This window comes from Vibrio sp. BS-M-Sm-2, assembly GCF_041504345.1.
GTDB lineage: Bacteria > Pseudomonadota > Gammaproteobacteria > Enterobacterales > Vibrionaceae > Vibrio > Vibrio satsumensis.
Map to the genome: position 1 here is coordinate 601224 of NZ_CP167894.1, position 13346 is coordinate 614569.

Genomic DNA, 13346 nt, shown 5'->3' on the forward strand with positions numbered 1-13346 from the left:
TTCAAAGGTTAATTAGCGTTAAGCCACTTCAATTTTATGGAACAGACGATACAGCACGGGTACCACGATTAGCGTCAGTACAGTCGCAAAGCCCAAACCAAACATAATGGTCACCGCCATTGGTTTGAAGAAGATATCCGGCAATAGAGGGATCATACCAAGAATGGTTGTGATCGCTGCCATACATACCGGACGAACACGACTCAGTGCCGCATCAACAACCGCTACATACGGGTCTTTGCCTGATTTCATCTCAATCTCAATTTGATCAAGCAGCACGATTCCGTTCTTCAGAAGCATCCCAGATAGACTCAAGAAACCCAACAGCGCCATAAAACCAAATGGTGTATTCAAGGCTAACAAGCCTGTCGTCACCCCAATCAACGCCAATGGAACCGTTAACCAAACAATCAGAGGCTCTTTAACCGAGTTAAACAAGAACACAGTGATTAAGAACATAAACAAGTAACCCAGAGGCATGGTCGTGAACAGTGACGCCTGCGCATCCGCTGATGACTCATATTCACCACCCCACTCCAGTGAGTAACCCGGCGGCATCTCAATCGCTTCAATCTGTGGTTGTAAGCGTTTCTGTAAAGTTGATGCTGTCTCTTCACCCAGTAGATCTGGATCCGCCATTACTGTCAGCATGCGCTTACGGTTCTTACGAATGATCAGTGGATCTTCCCACTCCAACTCGTAACCTAAAGTCACTTGTTGCAGTGGGATGTATTCACTTAACGCAGGGCTCCAGATCTTCATGCCTTCGATGTTACGAATATCAACACGCTCATCTTCAGGCAAACGAGCCACAATCGGCATCAGCGTTGTACCATCACGGTATACACCAATTGATTTACCAGAGAAAGACATCGCTAGGAAGTCATCGACATCAGACTTGGTGATACCGTAACGACGCGCTTGGCTTTCGTTGAACTGAGGTTCTAAAACCTTAGTTCTTTCACGCCAGTCGTGACGAACGTTAAATGCACCGCTATCGGCACGCATTACATCCATCACTTGTGCTGCGATTGAACGTAACACCGTTGGATCAGAACCCACAATACGAGCTTCAATCTTCGCACCGCCACCAGGACCTAACTCAATCTGTTTTAGCTTGTAGTCGATCTCTGGGAATTGGCCGTTTACATGTTCACGGAAACGCTTCATCAACCCTTCAAGCACTTCGTAACTCTTCACGCGAACCGTTATCTCGCCGTAAGCGCTATAACTTTTCTCTGGCGCATAGGTCAACATAAAACGTTGCAGACCTTTACCCGCCGTTGTCGTAATGTGTTCAACTTCGTCCTGCTCAGCTAACCAACTTTCAAGCACTTTAAGCTTGGTATTCGTCGCTCGAATATCCGTCCCTTCCGGCATCCACACATCAACTTGGAACATAGGTGTCGTTGAAGAGGGGAAGAAAGCTTGTTTCACAAAGCCAAAACCGTACACACTCGCGCCTAAACCAATAATCAGGACAAACATGGTGAGCCAGGCACGCTTCATGCAGAACTCAAGGAAGTTTTTGTAGATAACAAAAACCATCCCGTTGTATGGGTCTTTACCTTCGCTATCTGGGTCGACCTTCTGACCTTTAAAGAACATGTCAGCAAAGAACGGCGTGAGCGAGATGGCAGTAAACCAACTCAGCATCAAGGAGATAAGTAGAACTGTGAACAAGGTGCCACAGTATTCGCCAGTTGAGTCTTCAGATAAACCAATTGGAGCAAATGCGGTTACTGCAATGACGGTAGCACCAAGCAAAGGCCATTTGGTTTGGGTTACGATATCGGTGGCGGCCTGCATCCGGGTTCGCCCTTTCTGCGTGCCGATCAATATCCCTTCCACCACCACAATGGCGTTATCCACCAGCATCCCCAAGGCGATAACCAATGCACCTAATGAAATACGCTGGAGGTCAATCTTGAAGTACTGCATGAAAATAAAGGTACCGAACACGGTCAACAGCAGTATCAAACCGATCAACAGACCTGAGCGTAGACCCATGAAGAACAGTAGAACTACAATTACGATCGCAACCGCCTGCCCTAAGCTCACCACGAAGCCGCTTACTGACTTATCTACTTCCTTCGGTTGGTTGTAAACCTCTGAAATATCGATCCCGACCGGCTGTTGGTATTTCAATTCAGCAAGTCTGCGGTCAAACGCTTCACCCACTGCGACCACGTTCACACCTTGTGCAAAGGACACCCCAAGGTTAAGTGCAAGTTTACCGTTGTAACCGATGATGTTGCTCGGTACTTCAACATAGCCACGAGTGACGTCAGCTACGTCTTTCAAATAGATAAGACCTTGAGCACCGCCTTCAGTCAGAATCAAATCGCCAAGCTGTTCTACATTCTGGAACTCACCCGTTGGATGGATTCGAATGTATTCGTCACCAATTCTTACCGCACCCGCACTTGATACAATGTTTTGAGTCGATAAAAGATTAAATACCGTGCTTGGAGACAGACCTAAGGAGCTTATTCGCTTCATTGATATTTCAATGAAAACTTGCTCTTGTTGTTGACCAGAAACAGAGACCTTACTGACCCCATCAACCAACTCCAGCTCTCGCCTTAGGTAATCGATATAATCCAGCAGCTCTTTATAGCTGTAGCCATCACCCGTTACCGCCAGCAAAATACCGTAAACGTCACCGAAATCATCGATAACTTGAGGGTCATTCACGCCCGGTGGCAGTTCGACCTTCAAATCATTCACTTTTCGACGAAGTTCATCCCATATTTGCGGAAGATCATCGGGGCCGTAGTTATTCTTCATCGTTACCGTTACCTGAGACAAGCCACGGCTAGAAATAGAGTTCACTTCGTCGACATAGGTAAGCTGTTGAATCGCTTTCTCTAGTGGGTAAGTCACTTCTTCTTCCACCTGCTGAGGCGTAGCCCCTGGGTACGAAGTCACTACCATTGCATCTTTGATGGTAAAGGCAGGGTCCTCTAAACGACCCAAACCGAAGAAGGCAGAAACACCACCAATAAGAAAGATCAGAGACAGCATCCAGCTGATGACTTTGTTACGTATAAAGTAAGCAGCAACACCTGTGATCTGTTCATCACCTTGTTGAGCGTCATTTTGGGGCTTGTTATTCTCTTCACTCATTGTTTGTCTCCTGAGATAGTACTTCCACTGTCATCCCATCTCGCAATCGCGATACGCCTGCAACAACCACATGCTGCCCCATTTCTAATCCTTTCGTAACCTGCAATGTTTTCTGATTTGCTTTTCCTAACACGACTTGCTGTTTCGATACAGTCTTGTCGTCGTTAAGCACCCATACATATGAGTTTTGACGAGTTAATTCATCCCCATCAGCGTTAAAAACTGCTTCAATAGGAATAAGTACACCAGCTTTTAAGTCCAATCCGATATCTCTACCGTTTGACGTCACTTCAACTGCCATACCATCAAGAATCAAATCATCTTCTGGCATAGGTAGAGCAAGCGTAACGGTGAATGTACCTGTGCTTGGGTCAGGCTCAGTAGTGAACTCCTTAATACCTGCTGTGTATTCATTTCCACTGGGTACTCTAACCACAGCTTCAACGTTCGCGAGCAATTGTTCGTTCGGTTGATTCACATAGATTTGATCAGGGAGTTGAATCACAACCTCAACATCTTCAACACTGTGAATATTAACGACCTGTTGACCTACCTGAATATTTTCATATTGATCGACACTGACACGTGAAATAATCCCATCAACAGGGGCACGAAGCTTAGTGAACGACAAGCGAAGTTTTGCTAACTCTAATTCGGCATAAGCAATCTGACGTTGAGCTGCGATTTCATCAAACTGCGACTTAGCCAATAAGCCTTTCTTCACTAGCGGGCTTGAACGTCTGTATTGACTGTTGATTACCGTGTAACGCGCCTGAGCGTTGTCGACATCCAATTGATAATCGGTTGGGTCAAGCTCTGCAATGATGTCCCCTTTAGAAACACGTTCACCCTCTTTGACATCAAGCTTATTAATTTCACCAGCCACACGAAAACTGAGGTGAGCTTTCTCAGCAGCGTTTGCTACTGCTGGGAAATAGAGTTTGTCACTAAAGTCGATGACTGAAATCTCGATAGCTTTAACCAAGGGCGAATTATTCACCTCTGCAGCTTGCTTATCTTTACAAGCCGTAAGTAAGACCAAACACGACAGGCCAGCGGCCACTTGAAGTATTTTCATGTTATAGCCCCCTTTCCTTTATCCACTCTCGAACTTTAATGCCCGATTCAAGACCATTGACGCCAGAAGTCACAATGCGATCGCCATCGTCCAGTCCAGAGACAATATGGCGTTTTTCATCGATGACGATTGAGACACTCTCAACAATGCCATCGCTGTTAACACGCCAAACAGATACATCATCCCCGTCGACTACCATTGCTGACGTTGGAATTTTGGTGGCGGCTGCTAACGCTGAAACCAAATTTACCGTGCCAGACATGCCCGGCAAAATACCCACATCGGTTGGTCTTTCCATTACCATAGTGACTTTGTACGAACCTGTTTTCGGGTCTGCTTCGGTATCCACTTCTTGGAAGGTTAGAGCATAAGAGTTTTCAGGAAATGCATCAAAAACCATGGTTGCATCCGTCTCAAACCCTGAAGAAAAGCGCGTAATAAGTTGGTCGGGTAATAAGAAGACGACTTTAAGAATTTGATTGGTTTGAATATTCATCACGCCTTCTTTAGCAGCAATGTATTCATGGTTTTCAGCCGGAATAATGGAAATTGTTCCATCGTAAGGCGCAACTAGAGTGGTATAGCGAAGGTTTGCTTTGGCTTGATTAAGCATCGCTTTAGCAGAATTGTGATTGGCTTTCGCTTGATCGAAATCTTGCTCTGATACCACTCGGTCTTTACGTAGCTTAATCGAACGTTGGTATTGAACATCAGCAAGCTTAAAATTGGCTCTTGCTTGCTTCTCTAACAGCTGATATTCGTCAGGGTTGAGCGTTGCAAGCCCTTCACCTTTGCTGACCTTTTGACCAGAGGTGACATCGATAGTCTGAAGCAATCCAGGAACACGGAATGCAAGTACCGCTTTGTCACCGGCTTCAGTGGTGGCTGGAAAGCTACGTTCAAAGGCATTACTACCGACAGAGACAGTGAAGAGTTTGGCGGGTCTAGAATCAGGTTCAGGTACGGGAGGAAGCTCCTTACCACACCCAGACAACCCAACTAAAGCTGTCAGAAGGACAACGGAGGCTCGATACATTGGTGATCATCCATATCTATAAATATTTTTATAACATAGATTAATCACATGTAACTTACCAGTTATCGTAAGATTTATTTAGACAAAATTATTAAAAAAAATAACGGCTTGGGATAAATTTTCCTAAACCGTTATCTAATCTTTTTTAGACTTATCGTTACATGTTCTTAAAAGCGCGGTCGACTTTGAAAGTGTCGGAGGTCACATAAGCTTCCATGTTGCGGACACTGGTCTCTAACTGCTGGAAATCACCCTCTAAAGTGCCCAGTAACGACTCTGCCGTTTGCCCTTTTTCCCAAGGTTTTTGCTTGAGTGTGTGCTCTTGCTTGGCTTTCATCTCATCAACATAGTGAGGTGGTTGTTTTTCAAGCATAAATGTCAAAGCTAAATACGCTAATAACACCAGAAAGCTACCACCAAGCAGTGCCGCAGAGATAACTAAGATACGAACCAACCACACTTCAAGGCCAAAGTAGTTCGCTAACCCTGCACACACACCAGACAATTTGCCGTTAATCGTGTCGCGATACAGTTCTCTACTCATAGTTTCGTCTCCAGTTAGGCGACTCCGCATCCAGTATTTTTTCTAGCGTTTTCACTCGGTCTTGCATGGATTCGGCTTGCGCAGAAAGCTTATGCAGACGTTGAAGGTCGGTTTCTGAAAGACCATTGCTGGATTTCTTCTTGCTGCGGTAATGTAAGAATAACCATAGCGGTGCCACGAAGATTAAGAAGACAATCAGTGGACCTGCAATTAGAAATGTTGACATAGACAACTCCTAAATTATTTATCGCGGTTTTCAACTTGTTGCTTCAGTTTCGCTAGCTCTTTTTCGATTTCATCTTGAGCTTGTAGTTCGGCAAACTCTTGGTCTAAAGATTTTGCGTTACCCGTTTTAGCGTAAACGTCCGCTTCAGCTTCTAATTCATCCACTTTACGCGAGAATTGCTCAAACTTCGCCATTGCTTCGTTGGTTTTGCTTGAATGCAGATGTTTTTGAACATCACGACGATTGCTCGCCGCATTATTACGAATCATTAATGCTTGTTGCTTTGCGCGAGTTTCTGCAATTTTAGTTTCAAGCTTGCCGATCTCACTGGTTAGCTTTTCGATGGTTTCATGAACCAAAGTTTGCTCGGTGTGCAGGCTCTTGATGATGTCTTCCAGTTTTTGCTTTTCGATTAGAGCCGCTCTAGCTAAATCTTCTCGTTGTTTAGTCAGTGCTAGAGTCGCTTTATTTTGCCAATCTAGAATCTGAGTTTCGATAGCTTCAACTTTACGTGCTAACTCTTTCTTATCTGCGATCGCTTTTGCGGAGTTAGTGCGAACCTCAACCAGCGTATCTTCCATTTCTTGAATAATTAGGCGAATCATCTTTTCAGGATCTTCAGCCTTATCTAATAGTGCACTGATGTTTGAATTTACAATGTCTGCAAAGCGAGAAAAAATGCCCATGAGGAACTCCTTAATTACAATGATGGCAAATGTGTTTTAAATCGTTATTCGACTCTCAATCCACTTGCTCAAAAATTTACGTTAGTTGTTAAACCTACCATAAATAATCCAAGTTGCGTGCCAACTTTTAAGGCATTGTTTATCAGTCACTTACGATAAAATGGTGATTAACTCGAATCATGCTATGATGAATTTAACCAAGTATTGGTATTTTTCACCACTACAGCCTTAACATGACCTTCTTCAGTACTTAAATCGCATAAGGACCCGCTATGCAGCAGAACCTCATTGGTGAGTCACCTAGCTTTCTCTCTGTTTTAGATAAAGTTTCTCAGCTGGCTCCAATCGAAAGACCTATTCTGATCATTGGCGAGCGAGGTACGGGTAAAGAGCTGATCGCACAAAGGCTGCATTACCTTTCAAAACGCTGGGATCAACCGTTGATCTCATTGAACTGCTCAACCCTCAGTGAAGGTTTGATTGACTCAGAACTGTTTGGTCATGAATCCGGTTCTTTCACGGGCTCAAAAGGTCGTCATCAAGGTCGTTTTGAGAGGGCCGAAGGTGGGACACTGTTTCTGGATGAGCTCGCGACCACTCCCCTTGCCGTTCAAGAGAAATTGTTGCGTGTTATTGAATACGGACAGTATGAACGTGTCGGTGGACAAAAAGCCTTAAGTGCCAATGTAAGGTTGGTGTGCGCGACCAATGCCGACTTGCCAGACATGGCATTAAAGGGTGAATTCAGAGCCGATTTATTAGATCGACTGGCGTTTGACGTGATTACTATCCCTCCTCTTCGTGAGCGAAAAGAAGACATCACGCTGCTAGCAGAATACTACGCTATTAAGATGTGTCGTGAATTAGAGTTGGAGCTGTTTGTCGGCTTTGCTCCGTCTGCTGTTGAGGCGCTGCTGGATTATTCTTGGCCGGGGAATGTTCGAGAACTCAAGAACGTCATTGAGCGTGCTATCTACCAACACGGTAAAGATCCATATCCTATTGAATCTTTGGTGTTTAACCCATTTAAGCCCGCATGGGAAACAGAGCAATATTCCACGCAGGAAACTGGCAATGAGCCGTCTAACAGCCATACTTCATCAGAGAGTTCGTTTTCTTTGCCGCTTGATTACAAAGCATGGCAAGAACAACAAGACATCAAGCTACTCAATCAAGCCCTAAAACAGAGCAAGTATAACCAGAAACAAGCCGCAGAATTACTTGGGTTAACCTACAACCAATTACGTGGAATGGTGAGGAAGTATGCGATTGTCGGACAAGCTAACGATAAATAGCTGTCCACACTTGATTATTATTTGGAGCCGAATAAATAAAATGTTAAATTGTCCGGATCTTGAGGCTCCTCTAACGCCTCGTTTCGAAAAGTATTTCTTTTTATGAAAGCACTAATAAGACTATCACTGAGCATCTGTACGCTGAGCTTTCTAGCTGGATGTGGTGAGAGTGTGAATCACGAGCAAATCCGCGAAAAAGGCTTCATTTATTGCGGCCAAGGTAATCCTAGTACCTTCAACCCACAACTGGTTGATAGTGGTATTACCGCAGAATCGCTGAGCCCTCAAATCTTCGATACACTGCTCACTCTTGATCCAATGACTTACCGACCAAGACAGAACTTGGCGACAAGTTGGTCTGTTGATAAATCAGGTACAGAGTACACTTTCAAACTGCGCCCAAATGTTGCGTTCCAAACTACAGACTGGTTCACCCCAACTCGTAGCATGAATGCACAAGATGTGGTGTTTAGCTTTGAACGTGTCATTGATAGTTCAAACCCATTTCATTATGTGGGCGGCGGCCTATATCCATGGTTTGCCGGCATCGACTTCAAAAACCTGATTGTCGATATCACTGCCGTTGACGACTTAACGGTGAAATTCCAATTAAGTCGCCCAGACAATTCATTTCTCAACAATATCGCCACCAGCTATGCGGTCATTCACTCTAAAGAATATGCCAACAAGCTCATTGCAGCGGATGAGAAAAATCAAATCGATTCCAACCCTGTCGGCACCGGACCTTTCTACTTAGATGAATACCAAATCAATGATCTAGTTCGCTTAAAAAAGAACAAGCATTACTGGAAGGGTGACGTAGAAATGGACCAAGTTGTGTTTGACACATCACAACGAGGGACTGGGACACTTGCCAAACTCCTTCGCAGTGAATGTGACGTGTTGAACTCACCGATTTCTAGCCAAATTCCTATTATTCAAGCTCATGAAGAGTTGCAGATTTCCGCCACGCCTGCGGTCAATGTCTCTTTCATCGCGCTAAATACTGAGCACCCAGCCCTGCGTGACTCTCGAGTACGTAAAGCATTGAATTTAGCCATCAACCGTCAGAACATTCTTGATTCTGTATATTACGGTACCGGTACTAAGGCCTATACATTGCTTCCTCCTACTTCTTGGGCTCACCAAAAAGACAGTGTTCAAGTTCGCTACGACCGAAACTATGCGATTGCGCTTCTTAAAGAAGCCGGTGTCGAGCCCGGATTAGAGCTTTCGATGTGGGTACCACTAGAGCCACGCGCATACAATCCAAGCCCAAGAAAAACGGCAGAGCTGATCCAAGCAAACTTGGCCGATATAGGTATTGAATTGAAACTCTATACCGACGACCGATTTGACCGCACACAATTGTCTTCTATTTCCTCAACAGATTTGTTGCTTACAGGCTGGATAGGCAATACGGGTGATCCTGATAACTTCTTACGTCCGCTTCTCTCATGCAGCTCTGAACGTGCAGGGTTAAATGTCTCTATGTGGTGTAATTCAGACTTTGATTTCCTCCTCGACTTAGCATTAGAGATCAATCAACAAAGGCACCGTGTGAACTTGTATCGACAAGCCCAAAATATTCTCAATGAAGAAGTTCCTGTTATCCCTCTGGCTCATGGCGTGCAATTCCGCGTGCACGATCGTTCGCTAACTGGTTTTAAGCAGAGCCCTTTCAATGCTCAACCTTTTGATCAAGTCAGAAGAGAGGTGCAGTAATGTTTTGGTATACATTAAGACGTGTAAACTTATTCATTATTACGTTAGGAATTCTGACATTAGTGGGTTTTGCTCTGCTTCGATTAGACCAAACCTCACCTTGGGCAATTCAAGATTTTTGGCCCGGTTGGCTTAGTTATATCACTGAATTGTCGACACTAAACTTTGGTCTAAGCAAGCATGGTGTCCCTATCATCGATGAGTTAGCCGTGGTTTTCCCTGCAACGCTAGAACTGTGCTTCTTTGCCTTTGTGCTTGCGCTGTTTATAGGTATCCCTTTTGGCACGATTGCAGGTATGAGGCAAGGCAAGTTCGTCGATACCACCATTTCCTTCACCTCAATGGCTGGTTACTCTGCACCTATCTTTTGGGTCGCATTGCTGATGATCATGGTGTTTTCACTGCACTTTGAAATGTTCCCAGTTGGTGGTCGATACGACCTGCTTTACGAAATTGAACACGTGACTGGCTTCGCGATGATCGACGCCTTTTTTGCCGAAGGTCGCTACCGCGCACACGCATTACAAAGTGTTATCGAGCATATGGCGTTGCCTTGTCTTGTTTTAGCGCTGGCGCCAACCACTCAGGTCATCCGATTAATGAGAGCGTCAGTGGCTGAAGTAATGACGCAAAACTACATCCGTGCTGCGCGAATTAAAGGTCTTTCTACGAGAGAGATCATCACGCAGCACGTGCTAAGAAACGCGATACCTCCGATTATTCCTAAGGTTGGTGTTCAACTATCGAGTATGTTAACGCTTGCTATTATTACCGAGTCTATCTTTAACTGGCCGGGCATTGGCCGCTGGTTATTGGATGCATTATCGAATCAAGATTACGTTTCTATTCAAGCAGGCGTGATTGTGGTGGCAACCTTGGTTTTGACCGCAAACATTTTGTCCGATCTACTGGGCGCGATGATCAACCCACTGGTAAGGAAGGAATGGTATGCTAACAAATAACGTCTACCAAGAAGAACAAATTCCAACCCAGTTCGAACGTTTCTGGCGCAGCTTCCGTAGCAATAACCTGGCTATGTTTGGCTTGTGGTGTTTGGTGCTTATCATTCTGGTTACCGTCACCTCTCCGTGGCTAGCACCCCATGATGCACAAGAACAAACCGGTCACCTATTAACACCACCCTCTTGGGATCCTGCTGGCACGGTCGAATACTTTTTAGGTACCGATGACTTAGGTCGAGACATTCTTTCTCGCCTGATTATTGGCTCTCAGCTTACTTTCGGCGCTGCGGTGGTTATTACCTTTATCGCAGCAGTCATTGGTTGTCTGATTGGCGTACTCGCCGGGATGACTCGTGGATTGCTATCAAGCACGCTAAACCACCTGCTTGATACCGTTATGTCGATTCCATCTCTTCTGCTGGCGATTATTTTCGTGGCGTTCCTGGGCTTTGGCGAGTTTAATATCTTACTGGCCTTGTGTTTGGCATTGATTCCGCGCTTTATACGCTCAGTGTACATTGCCGTGCATGCTGAAGTAGAAAAAGACTATATTTTGGCTTCTCGCCTTGATGGCGCGAACGATTTCTATCTACTCTGGAACTCAATCCTTCCTAACATTCTTACCGTGGTGGCACTTGAAATTACACTGGCACTATCAGTCGCAATTCTTGATATCACAGCCTTGGGTTTCTTGGGGCTTGGCGCTCAAGCACCAAGTACTGAATGGGGATCAATCTTGGGTGATTCAGTCGAGCTGATTTACCTTGCGCCATGGACAGTAACCCTACCCGGCTTAGCTATTATGTTTACAGTTATCGTGATTAACCTCGTCGGTGAAGGTGTTCGCCAAGCGCTAAATGCAGGAATCGAATAATGCCGTTACTTGATATTCGACATCTAACTATCGAAATTGAGACTCCTCAAGGGATGGTTAAAGCCGTAGATCGAATGAGTATTACCCTCAATGAAGGGGAAATTCGTGGCTTAGTGGGTGAATCAGGCTCAGGTAAGAGCTTGGTTGCAAAAGCGATCGTCGGGGTTTGTAAAGAAAACTGGAAGGTTTCTGCAGACCGAATGCGCTTAGGTAATATCGACCTACTGCAACTGACTCCTAAAGAGCGCAGGCGTGTAATTGCTCGTGATATCGCGATGATCTTCCAAGAACCTTCTACGTGTCTTGATCCATCGGAAAAAGTGGGCAATCAGCTCATTGAAGCGATTCCTTCACACGCATTTGAAGGTCGTTGGTGGCAGCGATTTAAGTGGCGTAAGAAGCAAGCGATCGCGTTATTGCACAAAGTGGGCATCAAAGACCACTCTCGTCTAATGGACAGCTACTCTTATGAACTGACCGATGGTGAGTGTCAAAAAGTCATGATCGCAATGGCAATTGCTGCCAAGCCAAAAGTCTTGATTGCAGATGAGCCAACCAATGATTTGGATCCGATTACTCAGTCTCAGATCTTGCGTTTATTGAGCCGAATGAATCAGATCAATAACACGACCATCATTCTGATCGGCCATGACTTAACCACCATTACTCAATGGGCGACTCGCATTACCGTTATGTACTGTGGTCAGTCTGTAGAATCAGCTGATACGCAGAAGCTATTGGATGCACCCAAACACCCATATACCGTTGCTCTGCTAAAAGCGATGCCAGACTTTAACGACTGGATTCCCCACAAAGAGAAACTGCAATCTTTGCCAGGATCAATTCCGCCGCTGCAGCATCTTCCTATTGGTTGTCGATTAGGGCCTCGTTGCCCGTATGCGCAAAGGCAGTGTGTCGAGATCCCACATACCAAGCGAATCAAAAACCACAAGTTTAACTGTCACTTCCCTCTGAATATGGAGAAGAAAAAGAAATCATGAGTGCATTATTAGAAGTCAGTGATTTGTCTAAAGACTTTACGACTCGCTCTGGTCTTTTCCGTAAAAAGATCCATCAGGCGGTGAAGCCAGTTAGCTTTTCCCTCGAAGCAGGTCAGACGATAGGTTTTATCGGTCAGAATGGCTCTGGCAAATCAACATTAGCAAGAATGCTCGCAGGCATGGTTGAACCAACCGCAGGCGAGATCCGCGTGAATGGCGAAAAGCTAGAGCACAAAGACTACTCGACTCGTTGTAAGCTGATTCGAATGATCTTCCAAGATCCGAATACCTCGCTAAACCCACGCATTCAGATCGGTCGAATTCTTGAAGGTCCATTAAAACGAAACACCAACATGCCACCAGAAGCCCGTATGCGTCGTGTGAAAGACACACTACTGCGCGTGGGGCTTCTACCAGAACATGCTTACTTCTACCCTCAGATGCTTGCGGCAGGCCAAAAACAAAGGGTTTGTTTGGCTCGTGCCTTAATACTTCAGCCATCCATCATTGTCGCTGATGAAGCGTTGAATGGTTTGGATATGGCAATGCGCTCGCAAATCATCAACCTGTTCTTAGAGTTACAAGAAGAGATGGGCGTATCGTTTGTTTATGTATCCCAACACCTCGGTATTGTTAAGCACATTACCGACAAGATCATTGTCATGCACGAAGGTAATGTGGTTGAGAGTGGGGAAACGGATCAAGTGTTGACCAATCCAACTCACCAAATCACCCAAAGATTGGTTGAGAGCCATTTCTCCAAAGCGCCGAACCACTAATCTGTAATCAC

General features: G+C 45.2%; 12 protein-coding genes. 6 read left to right on the top strand and 6 right to left on the bottom strand.

What is annotated here, in order from left to right; translation table 11 throughout:
- Nucleotides 1-18: 18 nt before the first annotated feature.
- The 6 genes from AB8613_RS02665 to pspA all read right to left on the bottom strand — a co-directional run bounded on the left by AB8613_RS02665 (nucleotide 19) and on the right by pspA (nucleotide 6699).
- Nucleotides 19-3129, bottom strand: a complete 3111-nt coding sequence (locus AB8613_RS02665) for an efflux RND transporter permease subunit (RefSeq protein WP_146491875.1) — start codon at nucleotides 3127-3129, stop codon at nucleotides 19-21.
- Nucleotides 3122-4207, bottom strand: a complete 1086-nt coding sequence (locus AB8613_RS02670) for an efflux RND transporter periplasmic adaptor subunit (RefSeq protein WP_146491874.1) — start codon at nucleotides 4205-4207, stop codon at nucleotides 3122-3124. The genes AB8613_RS02665 and AB8613_RS02670 overlap by 8 nt, the downstream gene beginning before the upstream one ends.
- A 1-nt stretch (nucleotide 4208) precedes the next feature.
- Nucleotides 4209-5243 carry an efflux RND transporter periplasmic adaptor subunit gene (locus AB8613_RS02675; RefSeq protein WP_372384409.1) on the bottom strand — a complete coding sequence of 345 codons (1035 nt, stop codon included), beginning with the start codon at nucleotides 5241-5243 and terminating at the stop codon, nucleotides 4209-4211.
- Nucleotides 5244-5400: 157 nt separating this feature from the next.
- Nucleotides 5401-5787, bottom strand: a complete 387-nt coding sequence (pspC, locus tag AB8613_RS02680; protein ID WP_372384411.1) for an envelope stress response membrane protein PspC — start codon at nucleotides 5785-5787, stop codon at nucleotides 5401-5403.
- A complete protein-coding gene (pspB, locus tag AB8613_RS02685; RefSeq protein ID WP_004734605.1) occupies nucleotides 5780-6013 on the bottom strand; it encodes an envelope stress response membrane protein PspB in 234 nt (77 codons plus the stop codon). The genes pspC and pspB overlap by 8 nt, the downstream gene beginning before the upstream one ends.
- A gap of 14 nt (nucleotides 6014-6027) precedes the next feature.
- Nucleotides 6028-6699, bottom strand: coding sequence for a phage shock protein PspA (gene pspA / locus AB8613_RS02690; RefSeq protein ID WP_010440091.1), 672 nt, complete (start codon nucleotides 6697-6699; stop codon nucleotides 6028-6030).
- Nucleotides 6700-6971: 272 nt separating this feature from the next.
- Here pspA and pspF point away from each other — a divergent pair, with 272 nt between their 5' ends.
- From pspF to AB8613_RS02720, 6 genes are all read left to right on the top strand, one after another.
- The gene (pspF, locus tag AB8613_RS02695) at nucleotides 6972-7994 is read left to right on the top strand and encodes a phage shock protein operon transcriptional activator (RefSeq protein WP_372384415.1); all 1023 of its coding nucleotides are present in this window, start codon (nucleotides 6972-6974) and stop codon (nucleotides 7992-7994) included.
- Between the two features lie 102 nt (nucleotides 7995-8096).
- On the top strand, nucleotides 8097-9719 hold the full coding sequence (sapA, locus tag AB8613_RS02700) for an ABC transporter substrate-binding protein SapA (protein ID WP_146491871.1): 1623 nt from the start codon (nucleotides 8097-8099) through the stop codon (nucleotides 9717-9719).
- Nucleotides 9719-10681, top strand: coding sequence for an ABC transporter permease subunit (locus AB8613_RS02705; protein WP_060982810.1), 963 nt, complete (start codon nucleotides 9719-9721; stop codon nucleotides 10679-10681). Before sapA ends, AB8613_RS02705 begins: the two co-directional genes overlap by 1 nt.
- Nucleotides 10668-11555, top strand: coding sequence for a putrescine export ABC transporter permease SapC (gene sapC, locus AB8613_RS02710; RefSeq protein ID WP_060982811.1), 888 nt, complete (start codon nucleotides 10668-10670; stop codon nucleotides 11553-11555). Before AB8613_RS02705 ends, sapC begins: the two co-directional genes overlap by 14 nt.
- Entirely contained in the window at nucleotides 11555-12556 is a 1002-nt protein-coding gene (locus AB8613_RS02715) for an oligopeptide/dipeptide ABC transporter ATP-binding protein (RefSeq protein WP_060982812.1), read from the top strand. The genes sapC and AB8613_RS02715 overlap by 1 nt, the downstream gene beginning before the upstream one ends.
- Entirely contained in the window at nucleotides 12553-13335 is a 783-nt protein-coding gene (locus AB8613_RS02720) for an ATP-binding cassette domain-containing protein (RefSeq protein WP_017060304.1), read from the top strand. The genes AB8613_RS02715 and AB8613_RS02720 overlap by 4 nt, the downstream gene beginning before the upstream one ends.
- Nucleotides 13336-13346: the final 11 nt, after the last annotated feature.